This is a genomic window from Edaphobacter paludis, from assembly GCF_039993895.1.
GTDB lineage: Bacteria > Acidobacteriota > Terriglobia > Terriglobales > Acidobacteriaceae > Edaphobacter > Edaphobacter paludis.
The window spans coordinates 3,759,882-3,778,771 of sequence record NZ_CP121194.1; the positions used below are offsets into that span (position 1 = coordinate 3,759,882).

Here is an 18,890-nt window from a genome sequence, read left to right on the forward strand (position 1 = left end):
GCAGGGTAGAATACGCCGATTTTGCCTGAACGGCGATGCTATCGTGCCGCCTTTTGCGAGGGGAGTCTGCAGGAAAAGTTGGCGGCGTTATTGGTGCTTCCCTTGCCGTTGTATACGGCCACCTGCGGGTAGGGGCAGAGAGGGCGGGTGCGATCGATCTCGCCTTCGGTGGTGTGGAAGGCGATGATCTTTTCGGGTGCTTCGCCGTCTTCGACCCATTCTTCCAGTGCCGTGACTCCATCGAAGTGGTTGGGGCCAGGGCCTCCCGCGCAGTGATTCATGCCGGGGACCATGAAGAGGCGGACGAACTGGGGGGTATCCCTGCCGACCGTTGCCTCGACCTGGTTGTAGTAGTTGATGGTGTTGAGCGGCGAGATGTCGGGGTCGCTCCAGCCGTGGTAGAGGATGAGCTTGCCGCCCCGCCGACGCAAGGGGCGTAGATCGGGATTGACGGCATCCATCGAACGGCTTGTTTTGGCGAGCATCGTCTTCATGTCGGTGTCGTAGTTGAAGTGGAGGGGGTTATAGCTGCGGTCCTCGAAGATCATGTTCTGGAACACCCCATCGGCGGCCTTCCAATGGGTTGAGTTGAAGGGCCGGTTGCCTGTTATCCAGCTTGACCAGCCGCCAGGACCATCTTCGCCGCCGGGAACGATAGGCGGGACGATAAGTTCTCCCTTGGAGTCGTGCGCTCCTGCCCAGATTTGTTTGATCGCCTTGACCTGCCTGGGAGTGAAACAGGAGGCCGCGTCCTGGCCCGCTCTGCAGGTCAATACGGCAGGATCGAAGTGGCACTGGCGAGGATCGTCGAGAACACCATCGGCGATTCCGTCCAGGGTGTCGCAGGCTGCGACGACTGCCTTTGCGAGAATCGGGACTTTGGCGGGAGGAATATAACTTTGCGGATCTTTGAGTGTGGCGAGCGAGTACCAAAGGTGCGCGCCTGCGTAATGGCGCGTCCAGTTATTGGCGGGGTCCCCAACAAGCAGGCCATCGTAGTCTTCGGGAAAGCGTTGTGCTTCCATCAGGCCCTGCTGACCGCCCTGTGAGCAGCCGACGTAATAGGAGTGGACTGGCTCTTTGCCGTAGAACTCCTGGGCTATCTGCTTGGCGTTTACGGTGGTGAGGTGCAGGCCGCGATAGCCGAAGTCGGCTACGAGTTCAGGGTGTCCGAGCGCCCAGGTTGCATCGAAGCCGTTGGTAGGAGGTCTGTTAGCGTGGCCAGTGTCTGTGCTGGCGGTGGCATAGCCGCGTCTTAGCGCGCCGGCCATGGCGCGATAGCTGATGACGCCCGCAGTGCCTCCGTTGCCGACGCCCTGGAACTTGCCGTTCCAATGGTGCAGAGGCAGCCAGACCTCGAACCGGATCGCGGGCTTCGTGGTTGCTGCGACTCGGCAGAATGCGGGCAGAGTGCCGAGAGGAGCGTGGAAACCTGGGGGGGTAAAACTTCCTGCGTAGACCGTCGTGGCGGAAGTGATAACCGTATTGGGAAGCCGGAGGCTGCGGAGCTCTTTGCAGGATTGCTGGGCAGAGAGCGGAGTTGTGAGGAGAAGCAGGGCGAGGATCGGAAAGACTGCCGATGCAATTACGGTTCGGGAGTTTCGCACGGTTCTCCTTGTCGTTTTTGAATGCTGGAGGCGGGTACCCCCTCCCCCTACTTAAAGTACTAAAGTCTTCAAAAGAGGAGTGTTAAGTCTGGACTTGGGTATAGACAAGTCCAGACAGGGCAGAACTTACAGGGGCTTCAGGATAGACGGTTTGTCAAGTTCCGGTGGAACAAATTAGTGGGTGTAGAGGCGTTCTACTTCGCTGAAGTGGGAGGAAGCTCGCGGATCTTGATGTTACGGAAGGAGACGGGGAAGCCGTGGTCCTGCAACAGGATGTATCCGCTGTGCGCCTCGCCAAAGTTGGGCCAGACGTGATATTTGCTCTCGGCTACGAGCTGGCGGAATTGCGGCGTGAAGCGGTCGTACTCCAGCACCTTCTTGCCGTCGAGCCAGTGCTCCACGTGGGCTCCACGGACGATGATGAGGGCGGTGTTCCACTCGCCGATTGGCCTGACAGGCTTGTCTTTGGCGGCGGGGATCATGTCGTAGAGGGAAGCCTGGGTACGGTCGCCGTTTTTGCCCTTCTTCGCGTCGGGGTGCACGGCGTCGTCGAGAATCTGGTACTCGAGGCCAATGGCCGAACCGTGACCCTTGTTGAGAGAGGGATCGACGAAATACTTGATGCCGCTGTTGGCTCCGCGGGTGATGCGGAAGTCGACGGAGAGCTCGAAGCTGGAGTATTTGCGGTCGGTGATGATGTCACCGGCGTTGCCGCCCTCTTCTCCGCCATGCTCGGTGACACTGAGGAGGCCGTCTTTGACCTCCCAGCCAGTGGACGGAAAGTCGGGGCCGTGAGTGCTGTGCCAGCCTGCGGTGGTCTTGCCGTCGAAGAGTAGCTTCCAGCCCTGCGCCGCTTCTTTCTTCGAGAGCGTGTTCGGTGCGGGCTGAGCGACGGCAGGAACGGTGACGGCGAGAACGAGTGCTGCGAGAAGGGAGGCGCGAATGAGCATGGCTTCCACGATACGCGGCAGAGTGTGCGATTGCATAACGACTCAGTCGTGATGCCGCTTTAGACGGCTGCCAGTTCCCGTTCTGCGACAGCGACGGCTGGAGCCGGGTGCTTCCACTCTCCAAGTGATCGGCTGAGCAGTGCGGTGGCGCAGCCTTCGCCGCAAAGGACAACGACGTCTGCGCTACGCGCTATGTTTTCGTCCCAGGGCATGAAACCTACGCCGAACGGTGTGGCCTTGGCGAGAACCCAATGATTGCTGGTCTTCTTCTGGATGCCGCAGACGCATGTAAATATCGATATGACTGCCATCTCTAGTTCCCCTTGGTGCGACTGGATGTGTTTCGTTTTGCATAGTTGCAAGTCGCATGCCAAGTCCATGAATGGGATGGAACTCCTTTGTTTCCAATGGATTTTCGCTTGTTCGGAATACGGGGAAGTAGAGCGCGTGCTAAGACAGGCGCAAAAGTGGCAAAGTTTTTCACACGGTTCAATCACCTGGGAAGAAATTACTGGGCCAGTGGAGATCTGACCGATCGGGGAGGGACTACGCCTTGTGACGTCTTTGCTTCGCTTCCTGGTCCAGCTCGAGGACGTGCCGCGCTCCTTCGAGATTGACGGCGTTTCCGTCGATGATCATCTCGTATTCTCCGGCGTCGTGCGCGACGCGGTGCACATCTTCCACGAGGTGGCCATGGGCTCGAAGCGTATTGACGATAAGGTCGATGTCTACCATGTCGGATTAGAGGACGGCAGACGGGTGGAGGTTGTTTTGCTGGAGCAGTTTGCTTCGTTGCGATGTCAGCTTACCTGATGGGTCGCCAGAGTAATAGTTACGACATCATTCGGAGTTTTGGTGGTGCCTCCGTCGCTCTGCGGGTGAAACTCGATGCGCATTGTCTGAGCATTCACGACGACGCGGAGATATCCATAGTCTGTTGCGTCGTAGCTCTCGAGGGTTAGGGTGTCGTCGATCTTGTAAGGCGTTCGGTAAGTCGCCCGCATGGGTGAGAGTGGGGAGTGGCCACCGCATCCGGCGACGAGGAAGGGGATTTGAAGATTGTTTACCGTGCGCGTGAACCGTTGATAGTTGTGAGCGTGACCGGAGAAGACGGCGTGCGGCCAGACGCCTGCAGCCTGGCAAGCGGCGTCGACGTCCTGCAGCATTAGCGGACTGCCTCCATGGACCGAGCCGCCCGTGAAGGGGGGATGGTGCATTGCGATGATGATCGCTCCGGTAAATTTCTCGCTCTTGATTCGCTGGAGCGCAGCGGTAAGGAAGGCGATCTGCCGGTTGTCGAGCACGTTGTTCTGGCCGTTTTCTCCGGAGATGACGCCGGGGTCTTCGAGCACATTGCTGTAGAGGCCGAGGATGCGGACGAAGGGCGCCTCCAGCGTGAAGTAGACTCCGGGCTGGATCATGGTGGTGCGCAACAGCCCTCCGGAGTCTGGCGACTGCACCGGGCTGGGAGTGCAGAAGTTGCGTAGAAACGCATCGAGGGTTGGCTCGGGATCGCCGGTGTAGACGACTCCGTCGTGGTTGCCGGGAATGGCGATGATCGGCGCGGGATAGTCGCGATATGGCTCGTAAAACTGGTCGTAGTAATAGGTCGCTTCGCCGAAGTAGTAGACGACGTCGCCTAAGTGGAAGAGGAACGAGGGGACGTCGGCGGAGTTGGCCTCGGTGAAGTCGGTGACCATCTTGTCGGCCACCAGAGACTGAGTGGCGGGGCCGTTTACGCTGCCGGTGTCGCCAACGCTGTGGAAGACGATCTGTCCGGCTTGCTGGATGGCCGTCGTTTTGGCTGCTCCCTGAGCGCCGTATACCTGTGCGAGCGTAAGAGTTGGTTCCACCGCGCCGCCGAGCGGCTGGGGGACGGCTTCGAGCGTATTGAGCTCCTGGTCTTTCTGATCGGTGACGGGGGTTTTGAATCCGGTTGGATCGGGCGATGGCTTCGGCTGGCCAAAGATCGGTTGATCGCTGGCGGTGGAATTTGGGGCGACGGACCTTTTTGGGGATTTTGCTGAATGTTCCGGTAGGTGTTTTGGCATCTGTCGGCCCCCTCCTGCGGTTGCGACAGATGTTACATCAGCAGGTCGGTGCAATTTGTTACAGGCTTCGTGACTTGCTCTTACTTAAATGAAGTCGCCCCTGATTTCAGGGGCGACTTTGTGAGACGAAGTTGGATCGATGCTTAGCTTCGGCTGCGGCGGCCACCCATCAGTTGGAGGACGGCGAGGAAGATGTTGATCGCGTCCAGATAGATGGAGAGGGAGAGCGTGACGGCAGAGGCACCGTCTCCGCCAGCGCGGATGCGGGCGAAGTCGCCTACGGTGAGCAGGGCGAAGATGCCGAGGGTAAGCCAGGAGTAGGTGTCCGGCGAGAGGAAGTGGAAGAACATGCTGGCCACGCCCGCGATGATGAGCAACAGCAGCGCGGCAAAGCCGATGCCGGCGATGCGGCGGTAGTTGATGTTGAAGAGATAGGCGACGCAGCCCATGACGGCCATGCCGCAGCCGGTGGTGGCGGCGGCGTTGAAGACGAGGCCGGTGCCGAAGTTATGGATGTAGCGCTGGACGAGCGGGCCGATCTCCCAGCCCATGAAGTAGGTGAGGACGAGAAACATGCCGAGCGCGACGGCGGGGCTGGCCTTGCGGGTGAGGCTGATGGCGAAGACGAGTCCGAGGACGATGATGAAGCCGACGAGGGTTCCCCAGACAGGCGCGGTGGCGACTCCGATGGAGGTGATGAAGAAGCCGACGGAGGTGATGGCGAGTACCTTGGCGAGGAGCGAGGCGGTCTCTTCGCGAGGGACGTCGATGGTGTTGTAGTAGCTATTGCTGAGGTTGTAGTCGTTCATTGCCATGCGTTTCGCTCCGGAGCGTTTTTAGGTGAAAGGGTAATTACTGCTCCAACTCTATGAGACTCTTTTCCGGGTAGTTTGTCATGTCTTGAGGTCGGGGTTGGCTGGGTATATCATGAATGTATATCAGAGGTGATTCGGTGCGGACTTTAGTCGACATACCGGAAGACGAACTGGAGCAGCTTACGATTTTGAGCCGCTCGCGCAAGGTGTCTCGTGCTGAGTTGATCCGGCAGGCCGTCTCCGGGTTTCTGTCGGAGAACAAGGCTGGCTTGGAGAACTCGTTCGGCCTCTGGAAGAAGAGAGCCGTAGACGGAGTGGAGTATCAGGATCGGCTTCGGCGTGAGTGGGAGCGGTGAGCGAAACGACCGCTGTACTCTTCGATACCAATATCCTGATTGACTACCTGAACGGAGTGGCCAAGGCCGATCACGAGATCAGGCGTAGCCACGACCCTGCGATCAGCATCATTACGTGGATCGAGGTGATGACCGGGGCCGCGAACGAGAATGAGGAGTCCGTGCTGCGGGCGTTTCTGGCGAACTTTCTGTGTCTGCCGATTACGCGCGAGGTAGCGGAACGCGCCGCCCTGAACAGAAGGCAGAAGAAGATTAAGCTGCCGGACGCGATCATTCTGGCGACGGCTGAGGTGGCGAAGCGGCAATTGGTAACCCGGAATGTGAAGGATTTTCCGGCGGGGATGCGTGGGGTGAAGATTCCGTACAGGATTTGAAGGCAGTTGTGTCGATGCTTTAGCTTCTGCTGCGGCGGCCACCCATCAGTGGAGATTTATCATGTCTCGACGTCAGGGTTGACTTGGGTTGTCGCTGTTGCGCGAAGTGGCAGGAATCGCTGTCAGGGCTGCCGCTATGGCGAGCGGACTACCGATCAATAGGGCAATTAGTGTGCTATCAAACTTAATACTCTTTATAGTCAAGACAAATATGGGCACTGCGATGCCGAGAAAGAATTGAATGACGCACCACGTCCAAAAGAACCTGATGAATGTTGAAGGGTTTCCTACCGTAGAAGATATAACGCTCCTAATCTGGGCTTTTTTTGCGGCGGTTTGTTGAGTTCCAGGCGCGACATGATGCTCCGATGTATAAGGACTCAGCTGCGATATTTCTTGCGCAAATGCATTCAGAGCGATCGTTTCACGCTCCGCAAAATATGATCTATCCTCTTCAGTGTCCGGAATATCAGGAATTTGGGTATAGAGGTAAACGCTCAATGGGGTCAAGCATGCAGATACTTGAAATAGATCTTTTTTAGCCGCGATCCTATCGTTAAGTTTCGATCGAAGGCCATCGAATCCAATTATTATTGATTCGGTGACGGGCTCAAGCTTAAACCAAGAAAAGTTTTTGAGGAGGTCATGCACCTGAGGGAAAAATTGCTTGTTTTGCCTCAGATGCCTTGGACCCAACAGCTCTGTATCTAGCATTTCTCCGGATTCCAATGGAGCGTTTGATGCGTTGTCTACCCAGTAACCACCGGAGCCTAATAAAACCTCCAGCGAGCCGAGTAGCTTTCTCCAGTGAATTCGAGCCTTTTCCATATGGATAGGTCGTTTGTTCGTTCTGTATGACTCAATTTCATATATGACTGAATAGCAGAGTGCAAAGCGCAACTGCGGCTCGTTCAGAAACTCATCTGTCTTGATGATTCGTTTGCTCCTCTTCTCTCGCATCGAGGAATATTTGAGTCGAAGGCTAAAGAGGAGTGCAAAAAAAACCGTACAACCCAAATACCAAAACAAAAATGAATGGATGGGTAGAACGTGACTACCTCGATAATTTACGACTATTGGTTTTGAAATCCACCGCGATGAGAAATAAGCAAGTGCCGGTATTGCCGGAACTAAGCTGAAGAGAAGCAAAAAAAAGAAGATAAAAGAAGTGGGTAAACCGTCGTAACTCTTGTCCATTGATGTTCGTGCAGCCAGTGTTTCTTCGAACGACTGCTTGATCGATTCGAAATAAGAATTTACGTCAGGCGTGCTTATTTGCATGGACACTCCAAGAGCTAGCGGGACACACTGAATCAAGGACTAAGGGTAAATGCGGTTCAGCGTACGGGCGAAGGGGATGGTTTCGCGGACGTGGTCCAGGCCGCAGAGCCAGGCTACGACTCGCTCGATGCCCATGCCGAATCCGGCGTGGGGGACGCTGCCGTATTTGCGCAGGTCGAGGTACCACTGGAAGGCGGCCAGCGGCAGGTTGTGCTCTTCGATGCGGGACTTCAATAGATCGTAGCTGTCGACGCGCTGCGAGCCGCCGATGATTTCGCCGTAGCCCTCGGGGGCGAGGACGTCGACGCAGAGCGCCTTGGTGGGGTCGGCGGGATCGGGCTGCATGTAGAACGCCTTGATGGCGGCGGGGTAGCGGTGGACCATGACCGGGCGGTCGAACTGGCTGGAGATGTAGGTCTCGTCGGGGGAGCCGAAGTCGTCGCCGTACTTGTGGGGATTTTCGAGCTTGCCCTCGGCGTAGGCTTTTTCGAGCATGGCGTGGGCTTCGTCGTAGGAGAGGCGGGGGAAACGGGGTTCTTTGGTGGTTCCAGCCGCAGATCCCTCCGCTTCGCTGCGGGATGACAACAAAGGGGCGGCGGCCGTTGACAACGAAGGGGCAGGAGCGACGATGGGTTCGAGCTTGGTTACGTCGCGGCCTATAACTTTCAGGTCGGCGCGGTGCGACTCGAGGACGCGGGTGACGATGTGGGTGATGAAGGCTTCGGCGAGGTCCATGATGTCGTCGAGGCCGGCGTAGGCTACCTCGGGCTCGATCATCCAGAACTCGGTGAGGTGGCGGCGGGTCTTGGATTTCTCGGCGCGGAAGGTGGGGCCGAAGCTGTAGACCTTGCCCAGAGCGAGCGCGGTGGCTTCGATGTAGAGCTGGCCGGACTGGGTGAGGTAGGCCTTGTCGTTGTCGAAGTAGTCCATCTCGAATAATTCGCTGGTGCCTTCGCAGGCATTCGGAGTCAGGATGGGTGGGTCGGTGCGGATGAAGCCGTTGGTGTCGAAGTACTCGGCCGCCGCGCGCATGATGGTGGCGCGGACGCGCAGGATGGCTGACTGGCGCGGGGTGCGCAGCCAGAGGTGCCGGTGCTCCATGAGAAAGTCGACGCCGTGCTCTTTGAGGGTAATGGGGAAAGGAGTTTCGTCGGGGACTCGCTGGATGACTTCGACGTTCTCGACGTCGAGCTCGTAGCCGGAGGGGGCGCGGCTGTCGGCGCGGACCTTGCCGGTGACGATGACGCTGGATTCGAGGGTGAGGTTTTTGAGGGTCTCGAAGACTTCTTCGGGGACGGCGGCCTTGGGGACGATGCCCTGAATGGTGCCGGTTCCGTCGCGGAAGATGGGAAAGAGGAGCTTGCCTGAGGCGCGTAGATTGTAGAGCCAGCCGCGCAGGGTGACGGTCTGGCCTTCGTGGTGCGAGAGGGAGGCTATGGTGGCGATGGGGGCAGATTCATTGTTCGACATGGCGCTTTCAGTCTACTAGTGCGCCATTTTCTCTAAAAATGCGCCACGATTCAGCGGCTTTCCTGGTTACGCTTTCGGCGGTTTCTTCGACGTCGTGGGCGATTTCGAGGATGCCGCGTGTGGTTGGCGGCAGCGCGGCGATGTGTTTGGCTACGTTTTTCCAGTCGATCTTGCCGGAGCCAGGCCAGAGGTGGTCGTCCTTCGTGCCCTGATTGTCGTGGAGGTGAAGTTCGGCGATGCGGGCCTTGAGTAGTTCGAAGGCTGTGTCGATGCCGCCGTCGCTTAGGTGTGCGTGGCCTACGTCGAGGGTGATGCCTACGTTGTCGAAGTGGCCTACGCGGAGGATTTCGAGCAGATGTTCGGGAGTGGTGACGTCGTTCTGCAGGTTTTCGAGGAGGATTTTGACGCCGAGGGGTTGGGCGAAGGCCTTGAGGTGCTCGATGGCGGTGAGTGAGTTTTCGAGGGCGCGGGTGTTCCATGGCTCGTCTTTGAGGCCGAGGTGGAGGGTGATGGCGTGAAAGGGAACCTGCTCGGCGGACTCGATGGCGCGCTTGACCTCGTCCATGGCATCGATGCGGCGTGACTTTTCGGGATCGATGAGATTGAGGGTGGGGGCGACGTGGCGGCTCCACTCGGCATCGGCGTAGAGGGGCTGGTGGAGCGTGGCGGCGACGTCGTTCGAGCGGAACCAGGCGGCGATGTCGCGGACGATGGAGCGGTCGGCGTAGTCGAAGTGGTGGCGAACGGCGAAGATTTCGATGGCCTGAGCGCCGCCCTGGTGCATGGCATCGAGCAGGCCGGCGTGCAGGCGCTGCTGGAGAAAGACGTGAGTAGAAATTCCGGGTTGCATCAGTTCCTAAGTTATAGCAGTGTGATGCCGGAGGGATGTAGCGAGAGAGGTTCGCGGCGGCGAGTATCGGCTAGAATCGGTGGGCGATTGAGAAGGAGTAGCGAGACGGAATGAAAATGTTTGCGCGTGGTGTTTTGCTTGCTTGTTTGCCCTTGATGGCTTTGGCTGGCCGGGCACAGGTAGTGGCTCCGGCGACGGATACGGCGACACAGCAACAGATTGCCGCGATGCGGGCGAAACTCGCGGACTGGCCTCAGTTAGAGCACTATCGCGCGGCGAATGCGGCGCTGCTTCCAGTGGCTGCGGGAGAGCAGCGGGTGGTCTTCTTTGGGGCGTCGGTGGCTGAGTACTGGGCAACGCGCGGGGCGCCATTTTTTCCCGGCAAGCCTTATATCAACCGGGGCATCGGCGGGCAGACTTCGGAGCAGATGGTGGTGCGGTTTCGGCAGGATGTGATCGACCTGCATCCGGCAGCGGTCGTGATTCTGGAGGGAACGAACGATATTGCTGGGAATACCGGGCCGATGACGGCGGAGATGTCGGAGGACAACTGGCGGTCGATGGCGGAGCTGGGAAAGGCAAATGGGATTCGCGTGATCTTTACGTCGATTACCCCTTCGACCGACTTTCCCTGGCATCGCGGGCTGCATCCGGCGGCGACGATTCAGGCGCGGAATGCGTGGCTGAAGGAATATTGCGCCAGCCACTCGCTGATCTATGTGGACTTCTATCCGGCGCTGGCGAATGCGGAGGGTGGCATGAAGGCAGACCTAACGGTGGATGGCGTTCATCCAAATAAGCAGGGTTATGCGGCGATGGCTCCGTTGGTGCAGGCGGGCATCGATCAGGCGCTTGGCGAAAAGTAGAGATTTGATTAGAACGTAAATTTACGATTATGGAGAGAGACCGAATGAAGATGTTTGCCCGTGTACTTTTGTTTGCGTGTGTGCCGTTTGTCACGGCAGGAAGTTATGGCCAGGCGCCCGCCCCGGCTTCGACGGCAACTGCGGTGCCTGCTCCGGCAGTTGATACGGCGACGGCGAAAGAGATCGCCAGCATGCAGGCGAAGCTGAATGACTGGCCACAGCTTGCGCGCTACAGCGCTGAGAATGCCGCGCTCCCGCCGGTGGCGCCGGGCGAGCAGCGCGTGGTGTTCTATGGCGACTCGATTACGGATGGCTGGGGACGACGGCCGGAGACTGGAACGTTCTTTCCGGGCAAGCCCTATGTCAATCGCGGCATTAGCGGCCAGACGACTCCGCAGATGGTGGTGCGATTTCGTCAGGATGTGATCGATCTGCATCCGGCAGCGGTGTTGATCCTGGCGGGAACGAACGATGTTGCCGGGAATACCGGACCGATGACACCGGAGATGACCGAGGACAACTTTCGCTCGATGGCGGACCTGGCCCATGCGAATGGGATCAAGGTGATCCTGGCTTCGATTACGCCTGCGTTTGACTATCCGTGGAAGCGGGGGCTGGAGCCTGCTCCCAAGATTCGCGCTCTAAATGCGTGGCTGAAGGACTACTGCACCCAGCACGGGTACACCTATCTGGACTACTACTCTGGGCTGACGGATGCCGAGGGCGGCATGAAGCCGGGAACCAGCTTTGATGGGGTGCACCCGAATGAGAAGGGCTACGCGATCATGGCTCCGCTGGCGCAGGCGGCGATCGATCAGACGCTTGGGGGCAAGTGACGGCGTAAAATCGCTGCATGATTCGGAGTTACCAAGGAATTACGCCAGTGGTGCCGGTTACCTGCTACGTCGATGCTTCGGCGCAGGTAATCGGCGACGTCGTGCTGGGCGAACAGGCGAGCATATGGATGAACGCGGTGGTTCGGGGAGATGTCAACTCCATCCGCATCGGCGCGAAGAGCAACGTGCAGGACTGCGCCGTGCTGCACGGGATGCGGAATCTGTATCCAGTCATTGTGGGCGAGATGGTGACGATTGGGCACAATGCGACGGTGCATGGGTGCGTGATCGAGGATGCAGTGCTGGTGGGGATCGGGGCGGTGATTCTCAATAATGCCCGTATCGGTGAAGGTAGCATCATTGCTGCTGGAGCGGTAATTCCGGAGCAGATGGTGATTCCGCCAAACTCGCTGGTGGCTGGCGTGCCGGGGAAGATTCGGCGGACGCTGGGGGATGAGGACCGCAAGATGATTCTGAAGTATGCGCAGAACTATCTGGACTACACGGCTATTTATTTGAACGAAAAATAGGTCATGGGTCAGTTTCCGGTTTGCCGTAATTCGGGAGTAATCGCAATTTTCCGGTGAATAGACTTATCCCGATGGTATAGTCGTTGCAAATTGAACTTTTATGAACACCTTGCAACGCTGTCTTGCTTCTACTGCCGCCATTTGTCTGCTGGGCTGCCTCTTTGGCTGTTCGAACGGAACAACGAACATTTCCGCGCCCGTACTTCCACCCACAACTCTACCTACACCTCCAGCGACATCGTCACCGACCGCCACGGCGAAGCCAAAGTTTGTCTACACAGGCAACCAGGGGAAGAGTCTTTCCGGCTACGCAGTAAATCTATCTACTGGATCGCTAACTTCTCTGAGTGGTTTTCCGGTTGCGCTTGGTCTGAATCCCACCATCGTCACTCACGACCCCCAGAATCGATTTTTGATTGTTGCCGATAATTCGGCATTTTTGTTGCATGTATTCGCGATCGATGCCACGACGGGGGCGCTTAGTGAAATCAGCCCATCGCCATATGTGACAAAAATTCAGCCGGGTAAGGTAACCACCGATCCTTCCGGAACCCACGTTTATCTTTACCGTGCAGGGCAGAATGTTGCATTTCCAAGTGAGAGCGGCAATCAGGTTTTTGCCTACAACCTTAGCTCAACAGGAGTATTGACGGACGTAGTAGGCGCACCATTTTTCACCAGTTCTACGGTCGTCAACCAGTGTACGGGCATCACTACAGATTCGACGGGAAAATTTCTCTACCTCCAGGATCTTTTCAACCTCTATACCTTTAGTATCGACGGCAATTCTGGCGCTCTTATTTTGATACAAACCGTACCGTCCGGTTACGGTGGCGGTATTGCCCTTGATCCAGCTGGGAGTTATCTCTATGCAGCTGGCTCCAACTCGATCTTGACGTATGAAATCAACCCAACTTCCGGAACGCTAAAATTGGCGAAGTCATCGCCCACGGCAAAACAGGCAGGGGCATATACCATCGCGGTCTCGCCGACTGGAAACTCTGCATACACCATCGAGGACAACAACTATTTGGTGTCTTACTCCATCACCGATGGCACATTTGTTCCTGTGGGGACTATTCACCCCGACATATACGGCCAGCAGATTGCGGTTGATCCGTCCGGCAGCTTTGTCTATGTGCCACAAGGGTGCAGCAATTGTCCAAGCGGTGTGTATAACGTGGTCCACGAGTTCTCTATCGGGAGTACAGGTGCACTGACTCCCCTTCCCGACGCGACAGTCGCGGCTGGAATTACACCTTTGGGCATCACGGTGACGAGTCAGTAATAGGGCACCACCTATTCCGACCCTGAAACCATTTTCTTAGCAGACTTAAGATCAATGGGTACTTCCGGTTGTCGGCAATTCGTAAACTGCCCACTACCCCCCAATAGCTGCTAATCCCGTGGAAGTGTCGGATTCGCTACACTTGAAGCACAATGGCAATTTTGAAAGCAGTGCGCGGGACACGGGATCTGTTGCCGCCGGAGACGGCGTTGTGGAACCGGGTGGAGGCTACGGCGCGAGCGGTCTTCGCTCGCTATGGATTCGGCGAGATTCGGACGCCGATATTTGAGGCGACGGAATTATTTGCGCGGGGCGTGGGCGAGGAGACGGACATCGTCTCGAAAGAGATGTACACGTGGGAAGACCGGGGACGCGCCGACAGCGATAAGGGGCAGAGCCTGACGTTGCGGCCTGAAAATACGGCCGGTGTGGTTCGGGCGTATATCGAGCATAAGATGGCCGATACCGGGATGTTGCAGAAGCTCTTCTATATAGGACCGCAGTTTCGGCGGGAGCGTCCGCAGCGGGGACGGTACCGGCAGTTCTGGCAGATCGGCGCGGAGGTATTGGGGCCAGCGTGGTCAGGCTCCGATAGCGCGCTGCGCGATGCCGAGGTGCTGGAGATGCTGGCTACCTTTCTGAATGAATTAGGCGTCACGGGCTGGCGGCTGGCTTTGAATTCTGTGGGGTCCGCGACGGACAGGCCGAGGTATGTTGCGGCGTTGCGTGAGGCGCTGGCTCCGGTGAAGCATTTGCTTTGCGAGGACAATCAGCGGCGGGCGGAGACGAATCCGCTGCGAGTGCTGGACTCGAAGGACCCGAACGATCAGGAGATTATCAACGGACTGCCGAAGATCGCGGATTATCTCGACGAGGCTTCGCGGGAGCACTTCGCGCAGGTGAAGGCGGCGCTCGATGCCTGCGGTGTGGCATATGTCGTGGAGCCGAGGCTGGTGCGCGGGCTGGACTATTACACGCGGACGACCTTTGAGTTCACGGTGCCAGATGGCAGCGGCCTGGGCACGCAGAATGCCCTGCTCGGCGGTGGGCGTTATGACGGCCTGAGCGAGATGCTGGGCGGCCCTAAGGCTCCGGGGATCGGGTTTGCCATTGGCGAAGACAGGCTGATTCTGACGCTGCAGGCGCAGGCGGAAGAGGCTGCGGCCCAGAAGCTCGATGTGTTTATCGCGCCCATGGGCGTGGAGCGCAATGCTGAGGCGCTGCGACTGGCACAGGAGTTGCGGCGTGCGGGGCTGTCGGCCGAGGTGGGCGATGGAACGTTTCGCCTGAAGAAGTCGTTCGAGGCGGCAGACAAACTGGCGCGGCGAATGGTCATTCTCGGCGAGGACGAGCTTGCGTCCGGTATTCTGACAGTGAAGGACTTTGCGGCTGGCGAGCAGACCAAAGTTCCGCGAGCCGAGTTGGCTGAGGCTTTGCGCCGGTGAGTTGCGGCAGATTTTCAATGAGCAGATAACAAAATCCGGCGAGCCGTATTACGCCGCCGATATCACTAGTAAGGGAATTACAGTGCTTGATTTTCTAGGGAATTTGCAGCGCACGCAGATGTGCGGAGAGCTTCGCGTAGAGCAGGATGGCCAGGATGTTGTTTTGATGGGATGGGTGAACCGTCGGCGGGACCACGGCAACCTTATCTTTCTCGACGTGCGCGATCGCACCGGCATCACGCAGGTGGTTCTGGACAAAGAGATCTCGGGCAACGCCCATGCCAAGGCGGAGGCGGCGCGTTCGGAGTACGTTGTCGCAGTGAAGGGCAGAGTGCGGCGGCGCGAGGCAGGGCTTGAGAATCCGAATATGGCGACGGGGGGGATCGAGGTCGTCGCACATGAGCTGCTGCTGCTGAACGAGGCGAAGACGCCACCGTTCTCTCCGGCGGAAGATGCGATTGCGAATGAAGAGGTGCGGCTGAAGTATCGCTATCTCGACCTGCGGCGGACGGAGATGCAGCACAACTTCGAGCTGCGCAGCAAGGTGGCGATGGCGATTCGCAACTATCTTGTTGAAGAGGGATTTCTGGAGATCGAGACGCCGTTCATGACGCGCTCTACTCCGGAGGGTGCGCGCGATTATCTCGTTCCGAGTCGCGTTCATGCGGGCAGCTTCTATGCGCTGCCGCAGTCGCCGCAGATATTCAAGCAGATTCTGATGATCTCGGGCTTCGATAAATATTTTCAGATCGCTCGTTGCTTCCGCGATGAGGATTTGCGCGCTGACCGTCAGCCAGAGTTCACGCAGATCGACCTGGAGATGACATTTCCGCAGCAGGCGACGATCTTTCATGTGGTCGAAGGATTTCTGACTGCGGCGTTCAAGGCTGCTGGCATTGCGCTGACGACTCCGTTTGTGCAGATGACGTATGACGAGGCGATCAAGAACTACGGCATCGATAAGCCGGACATGCGGCTCCCGGCGATGGTCTCGGTGAGCGAGGAGCTTACGCCGGAGCTGCGCGAGACGTTGAAGATTGAGCAGGTATTGCCGGTGCTCGGGTTTGTGATTCCCGGTGTTGGCACGTTGAGCGGAACCGCACGCAAGGGCTTGCTCGAAGAGGTTCGTGGCGGCTTTGGCGACAGCGGGCTCGACCTGCTGGATGTCGTCCGGCTAAAGACAAATGCGACTTTCGCTCCGCTGGCAGCGGCGATTGAGGCGAAGTTGGCTGCTGCGCCCGATGATCTGCTCGTCGTGGTGACGCCGAAGTTGGGAACACCAGCGAAGTGGAACCATGATCCGCAGTGGATCTATAAGCGCGTTGGCGCGCTGCGTCTGCAACTGGCGCAGAAGTTCGCCGACAAGCATGGCCGCTTCGTGAAGACTGGCACCGAGGCTGATTTCAAATTTGCGTGGGTCACGGACTTTCCCATGTACGAGTGGGACGAAGAGGCGAAGGTGTGGAACGCGGCGCACCATCCGTTCACCTCTCCCCATGAAGAGGACATCAAGGCTGGGCGGCTGACCAATGACAAGGGCGCGGTACGAGCGTTGGCTTACGACATCGTTCTGAACGGGACGGAGCTTGGCTCAGGCTCGATTCGTATTCATCGGCAGGACGTTCAGGCGGAGATCTTCCGCTCGCTGGGAATGTCAGATGCAGAAGCCAAAGAACGGTTCGGCTTCTTCCTGGACGCGCTGGAGTACGGCACGCCTCCGCACGGTGGCATCGCGCTGGGACTTGATCGTATCGTCATGATTCTGGCCGGAGCAAGCAGTCTGCGCGAGGTGATCGCCTTCCCGAAGACGGCAAAGGCGATTGACCTGATGGTCGATGCGCCGACTCCGGTGAGCGACCAGCAGATGCGTGAACTGCATCTACGAACGGTCACGCGCACCTAGCAAGCATGGCTTAAATAAAGAGAGGCCACTCCATCGCGGGTGGCCTCTTTCTGTTGCTGGAATTAATTCATCCAGCGCTTGTCCTTGGGATTTTTGCGGAGTTCGTCGGGGTCGATGTAGCGGCCGTCTTTGTCGAAGTGGACTTCGCGGTTCTGCTTGCGCATGTAGACCTCGAACTTCTTTGCAGCGCGACGCCGCTTCCAGCGGTAGTAGCCGTTTCTTACGCCAAAGTAGCGTTCACTCAAGCCAAGAGCCATTCCGCTGCGCGGCGCGAACTTTGTATAGACATAGCCCATCAGCGCGCCTGAGAGCTCGGTGAGCGCGCCGAAGCGGTCGTCGCCTTTGAGCAGGATGGCGATGCAGAGGATGATGTAAATCCAGACCAGGTACTTGGCCTTCATGCGGACAAAAAAGAAGAACAGGATCTCCTGTTCACCGGCGATGACGGAGAAGGCGACCATCACCGCGAAGATGGGCGCCCAGGCACCGAGCGTGATGAGATCCGGCCGCAGTCCGAAGAGGTGCACGAGGGTAAGCAGCGATGCCAGCAGAGCGCCCGCGCAAGTGGAGAAGAGATAAAGCTCCATCAGCCAGCGCGAGCCGCGCATGTCCTCAAGATATGCGCCGATAAACCAGAGTGTGAGCATGGCAAAGAGCGTGCCCAGAATGCCCATCGGGAGGAATCCGTAGGTGAGCAACTGCCAGATCTCGCCGCGAAACAAGGCAGCAGGAACAAGAGCCAGATGCCCGAGCAGGATGCTGACAGGGCGCGGCGCTGCCCATCCGAATATCGCGAAGCCGAAAAATACTGCGAGGTTGGCAAAGATGAGGCGGCGGGTTGCGCCTGCGAAGGGGGGTAGCGCTAACGAAATGGGGCCGGTGCGGGGCATGGTGTATCTGTCTCTATTTCATCACGAATACCGGCGGAGCGTTTCCATCGTCTAAACGGCTGTACGAGTCATCTCTCACTTTAAAGTTTTGCGATTGGCGGTCAAATGGACAAACCGGAACGAGGTCAAAAACGGATGCTTGACGAACGTGCCGGATGCCCGCTAAATAGATAGATTGATGCGTTCGCGAACACCGTTCCTATCATCCTATAGGCGGGCAGCGGACCCAAACCCCTGGAGGTTCCGATCATGGCTGTTGTATGTCCCGAATGCGATAACCCGATTGTCATCGATACCGATGAGGTAGAAGAAGGCGAGACGCTGCAATGCGACGAGTGCGGCCTCGATCTTGAGATTGTGTCGGTGGACCCCTTGGAGCTTGCCCCCGTCGATGTCACCGGCTACGACGATGAAGACGCCACGCCCATCGTCGACGAGGAAGATGAGTAACGGCAATCCTGTCAAGGAGTAAGCCGTATACTGAAGCTTATGAAGCGTACTCATTTCTCGCTCCGTTCCTTTGCCGGTAAGTTGGCGCTATCTGCTTGCGTGGCTGTGTCGTGCTGTCTGGTTCTGCCGCAACTATCTGTGTTCGCGCAGAATCGCGGGCCTGTGCAACGCACGATTGACGGAAAGGTCGTCGATAAGTCGGATGCTCCCCTGAAGGGCGCCGTGGTCTATCTGAAGGATGACCACACGCTCTCGGTCATGAGCAAGATTACAGACGCTCAGGGCGAGTATCGCTTCGGCCAGCTCTCGCAAAATACAGATTACGAACTGTGGGCCGAGAGCAATGGAAAGAAGAGTAAAACCAAAAACATCAGCTCCTTCGAGAGCAGAAATGCCTTTCACTTCAATCTGAAAGTGGACTGAACAGGCTAACGACGGCGCTTTTCCCATTCGTCTTCGATGAATGTGGAGCACGGCTTAAGGGCCTGCTCCACACGATCTCCGTGTCTCCCTGACTCTTAGCCAGAAGCGCGTGGCCTCTTTGTCGGAGATTACGTTTCCTGTGACCGCTGCTCAAGTCTCTATAAGCACAGGGCCAGGCATCCACATAGGTTCCACACAGGTTTTCCCCAGCAAAATCCACGTCCGTGCCGTCTATACTTCAAACATATGAGTACATCCACCATCAGCGTCGATGAGTTTCAGGCACTTGAACAAAAAGTCCTTCGTGCCGTCGAGATCGTCAAGCGTGAGCGTGAAGCACGCGCTGCAGCGGAGGCCCAGGTCGCCTCTCTTAATGAACAGCTCGAAAGCCAGCTCACTGCCCAGATTGCCGTTGAAGCGCAGCTCAGCACGCTAAGCAAGGAACGGGACGCGGTGCGCCAGCGTGTCGAAAAGATGCTGGAGCAGATGGACGAGCTTCTTTAAA

General features: G+C 57.7%; 21 protein-coding genes. 12 read left to right on the forward strand and 9 right to left on the reverse strand.

From position 1 onward, the window contains the following. Positions 1-38 precede the first annotated feature (38 nt). The 3 genes from P4G45_RS15635 to P4G45_RS15645 all read right to left on the reverse strand — a co-directional run bounded on the left by P4G45_RS15635 (position 39) and on the right by P4G45_RS15645 (position 2,868). Complete coding sequence (locus P4G45_RS15635; protein ID WP_348267406.1) at positions 39-1,607, reverse strand: tannase/feruloyl esterase family alpha/beta hydrolase; 1,569 nt, start codon at positions 1,605-1,607, stop codon at positions 39-41. Between the two features lie 194 nt (positions 1,608-1,801). Then, positions 1,802-2,593 carry a DUF1080 domain-containing protein gene (locus P4G45_RS15640; RefSeq protein WP_348267407.1) on the reverse strand — a complete coding sequence of 264 codons (792 nt, stop codon included), beginning with the start codon at positions 2,591-2,593 and terminating at the stop codon, positions 1,802-1,804. 23 nt (positions 2,594-2,616) lie between these two features. Further along, positions 2,617-2,868, reverse strand: a complete 252-nt coding sequence (locus tag P4G45_RS15645) for a hypothetical protein (RefSeq protein WP_348267408.1) — start codon at positions 2,866-2,868, stop codon at positions 2,617-2,619. Positions 2,869-3,112: 244 nt separating this feature from the next. On the opposite strand from P4G45_RS15645, the gene P4G45_RS15650 reads away from it, so the two are divergent. After that, positions 3,113-3,370 carry a hypothetical protein gene (locus P4G45_RS15650; protein ID WP_348267409.1) on the forward strand — a complete coding sequence of 86 codons (258 nt, stop codon included), beginning with the start codon at positions 3,113-3,115 and terminating at the stop codon, positions 3,368-3,370. On the opposite strand, the gene P4G45_RS15655 is transcribed toward P4G45_RS15650, so the two are convergent. Next, on the reverse strand, positions 3,358-4,608 hold the full coding sequence (locus P4G45_RS15655; RefSeq protein ID WP_348267410.1) for a metallophosphoesterase: 1,251 nt from the start codon (positions 4,606-4,608) through the stop codon (positions 3,358-3,360). The genes P4G45_RS15650 and P4G45_RS15655 overlap by 13 nt on opposite strands. A gap of 143 nt (positions 4,609-4,751) precedes the next feature. Further along, positions 4,752-5,423 (reverse strand): Bax inhibitor-1 family protein, encoded by a 672-nt coding sequence (locus tag P4G45_RS15660; protein ID WP_348267411.1) that lies wholly within the window; start codon positions 5,421-5,423, stop codon positions 4,752-4,754. Between the two features lie 137 nt (positions 5,424-5,560). Between P4G45_RS15660 and P4G45_RS15665 the strand changes: the two genes are divergently transcribed. Continuing rightward, a complete protein-coding gene (locus tag P4G45_RS15665; RefSeq protein WP_348267412.1) occupies positions 5,561-5,779 on the forward strand; it encodes a CopG family transcriptional regulator in 219 nt (72 codons plus the stop codon). Then, positions 5,776-6,153, forward strand: a complete 378-nt coding sequence (locus P4G45_RS15670) for a type II toxin-antitoxin system VapC family toxin (protein ID WP_348267413.1) — start codon at positions 5,776-5,778, stop codon at positions 6,151-6,153. Before P4G45_RS15665 ends, P4G45_RS15670 begins: the two co-directional genes overlap by 4 nt. Before the next feature lie 72 nt (positions 6,154-6,225). On the opposite strand, the gene P4G45_RS15675 is transcribed toward P4G45_RS15670, so the two are convergent. From P4G45_RS15675 to P4G45_RS15685, 3 genes are read right to left on the reverse strand one after another with little or no spacing between them, the layout of a single operon-like run. Next, entirely contained in the window at positions 6,226-7,434 is a 1,209-nt protein-coding gene (locus P4G45_RS15675) for a hypothetical protein (protein WP_348267414.1), read from the reverse strand. Positions 7,435-7,473: 39 nt separating this feature from the next. Next, positions 7,474-8,904 carry an asparagine--tRNA ligase gene (gene asnS, locus P4G45_RS15680; protein ID WP_348267415.1) on the reverse strand — a complete coding sequence of 477 codons (1,431 nt, stop codon included), beginning with the start codon at positions 8,902-8,904 and terminating at the stop codon, positions 7,474-7,476. A 7-nt stretch (positions 8,905-8,911) separates the two neighbouring features. After that, positions 8,912-9,754, reverse strand: coding sequence for a sugar phosphate isomerase/epimerase family protein (locus P4G45_RS15685; protein ID WP_348267416.1), 843 nt, complete (start codon positions 9,752-9,754; stop codon positions 8,912-8,914). A 110-nt stretch (positions 9,755-9,864) separates the two neighbouring features. On the opposite strand from P4G45_RS15685, the gene P4G45_RS15690 reads away from it, so the two are divergent. The 6 genes from P4G45_RS15690 to aspS all read left to right on the forward strand — a co-directional run bounded on the left by P4G45_RS15690 (position 9,865) and on the right by aspS (position 16,622). Then, a complete protein-coding gene (locus P4G45_RS15690; protein WP_348267417.1) occupies positions 9,865-10,620 on the forward strand; it encodes a GDSL-type esterase/lipase family protein in 756 nt (251 codons plus the stop codon). Between the two features lie 44 nt (positions 10,621-10,664). Beyond that, positions 10,665-11,456 (forward strand): SGNH/GDSL hydrolase family protein, encoded by a 792-nt coding sequence (locus tag P4G45_RS15695; protein ID WP_348267418.1) that lies wholly within the window; start codon positions 10,665-10,667, stop codon positions 11,454-11,456. Positions 11,457-11,473: 17 nt separating this feature from the next. Next, positions 11,474-11,986, forward strand: coding sequence for a gamma carbonic anhydrase family protein (locus P4G45_RS15700; protein WP_348267419.1), 513 nt, complete (start codon positions 11,474-11,476; stop codon positions 11,984-11,986). 100 nt (positions 11,987-12,086) lie between these two features. After that, positions 12,087-13,274, forward strand: a complete 1,188-nt coding sequence (locus tag P4G45_RS15705) for a beta-propeller fold lactonase family protein (RefSeq protein ID WP_348267420.1) — start codon at positions 12,087-12,089, stop codon at positions 13,272-13,274. Positions 13,275-13,426: 152 nt separating this feature from the next. Then, entirely contained in the window at positions 13,427-14,719 is a 1,293-nt protein-coding gene (gene hisS / locus P4G45_RS15710) for a histidine--tRNA ligase (RefSeq protein WP_348267421.1), read from the forward strand. A 118-nt stretch (positions 14,720-14,837) separates the two neighbouring features. Then, a complete protein-coding gene (gene aspS, locus P4G45_RS15715) occupies positions 14,838-16,622 on the forward strand; it encodes an aspartate--tRNA ligase (protein ID WP_373694208.1) in 1,785 nt (594 codons plus the stop codon). A 62-nt stretch (positions 16,623-16,684) separates the two neighbouring features. On the opposite strand, the gene P4G45_RS15720 is transcribed toward aspS, so the two are convergent. Then, positions 16,685-17,512: a rhomboid family intramembrane serine protease gene (locus P4G45_RS15720; RefSeq protein ID WP_348267422.1), complete on the reverse strand. Its 828-nt coding sequence runs from the start codon at positions 17,510-17,512 to the stop codon at positions 16,685-16,687. Positions 17,513-17,761: 249 nt separating this feature from the next. On the opposite strand from P4G45_RS15720, the gene P4G45_RS15725 reads away from it, so the two are divergent. From P4G45_RS15725 to P4G45_RS15735, 3 genes are all read left to right on the forward strand, one after another. Then, the gene (locus P4G45_RS15725; RefSeq protein ID WP_348267423.1) at positions 17,762-17,962 is read left to right on the forward strand and encodes a hypothetical protein; all 201 of its coding nucleotides are present in this window, start codon (positions 17,762-17,764) and stop codon (positions 17,960-17,962) included. Positions 17,963-18,124: 162 nt separating this feature from the next. Next, the gene (locus P4G45_RS15730) at positions 18,125-18,385 is read left to right on the forward strand and encodes a carboxypeptidase-like regulatory domain-containing protein (protein ID WP_348267424.1); all 261 of its coding nucleotides are present in this window, start codon (positions 18,125-18,127) and stop codon (positions 18,383-18,385) included. A gap of 246 nt (positions 18,386-18,631) precedes the next feature. Beyond that, positions 18,632-18,889, forward strand: coding sequence for a hypothetical protein (locus P4G45_RS15735; protein ID WP_348267425.1), 258 nt, complete (start codon positions 18,632-18,634; stop codon positions 18,887-18,889). Position 18,890 lies beyond the last annotated feature (1 nt).

Coding starts and splice junctions, on each gene's coding strand:
- P4G45_RS15700 (WP_348267419.1), top strand. CDS start 11,474: ATGATTCGGAGTTACCAAGGAATTACGCCAGTGGTGCCGGTTACCTGC.
- P4G45_RS15720 (WP_348267422.1), bottom strand. CDS start 17,512: ATGCCCCGCACCGGCCCCATTTCGTTAGCGCTACCCCCCTTCGCAGGC.
- P4G45_RS15685 (WP_348267416.1), bottom strand. CDS start 9,754: ATGCAACCCGGAATTTCTACTCACGTCTTTCTCCAGCAGCGCCTGCAC.
- P4G45_RS15640 (WP_348267407.1), bottom strand. CDS start 2,593: ATGCAATCGCACACTCTGCCGCGTATCGTGGAAGCCATGCTCATTCGC.
- P4G45_RS15655 (WP_348267410.1), bottom strand. CDS start 4,608: ATGCCAAAACACCTACCGGAACATTCAGCAAAATCCCCAAAAAGGTCC.
- asnS (WP_348267415.1), bottom strand. CDS start 8,904: ATGTCGAACAATGAATCTGCCCCCATCGCCACCATAGCCTCCCTCTCG.
- P4G45_RS15725 (WP_348267423.1), top strand. CDS start 17,762: ATGGCTGTTGTATGTCCCGAATGCGATAACCCGATTGTCATCGATACC.
- P4G45_RS15645 (WP_348267408.1), bottom strand. CDS start 2,868: ATGGCAGTCATATCGATATTTACATGCGTCTGCGGCATCCAGAAGAAG.
- P4G45_RS15660 (WP_348267411.1), bottom strand. CDS start 5,423: ATGGCAATGAACGACTACAACCTCAGCAATAGCTACTACAACACCATC.
- P4G45_RS15695 (WP_348267418.1), top strand. CDS start 10,665: ATGAAGATGTTTGCCCGTGTACTTTTGTTTGCGTGTGTGCCGTTTGTC.
- hisS (WP_348267421.1), top strand. CDS start 13,427: ATGGCAATTTTGAAAGCAGTGCGCGGGACACGGGATCTGTTGCCGCCG.
- P4G45_RS15690 (WP_348267417.1), top strand. CDS start 9,865: ATGAAAATGTTTGCGCGTGGTGTTTTGCTTGCTTGTTTGCCCTTGATG.
- P4G45_RS15735 (WP_348267425.1), top strand. CDS start 18,632: ATGAGTACATCCACCATCAGCGTCGATGAGTTTCAGGCACTTGAACAA.
- aspS (WP_373694208.1), top strand. CDS start 14,838: ATGTGCGGAGAGCTTCGCGTAGAGCAGGATGGCCAGGATGTTGTTTTG.
- P4G45_RS15675 (WP_348267414.1), bottom strand. CDS start 7,434: ATGCAAATAAGCACGCCTGACGTAAATTCTTATTTCGAATCGATCAAG.
- P4G45_RS15705 (WP_348267420.1), top strand. CDS start 12,087: ATGAACACCTTGCAACGCTGTCTTGCTTCTACTGCCGCCATTTGTCTG.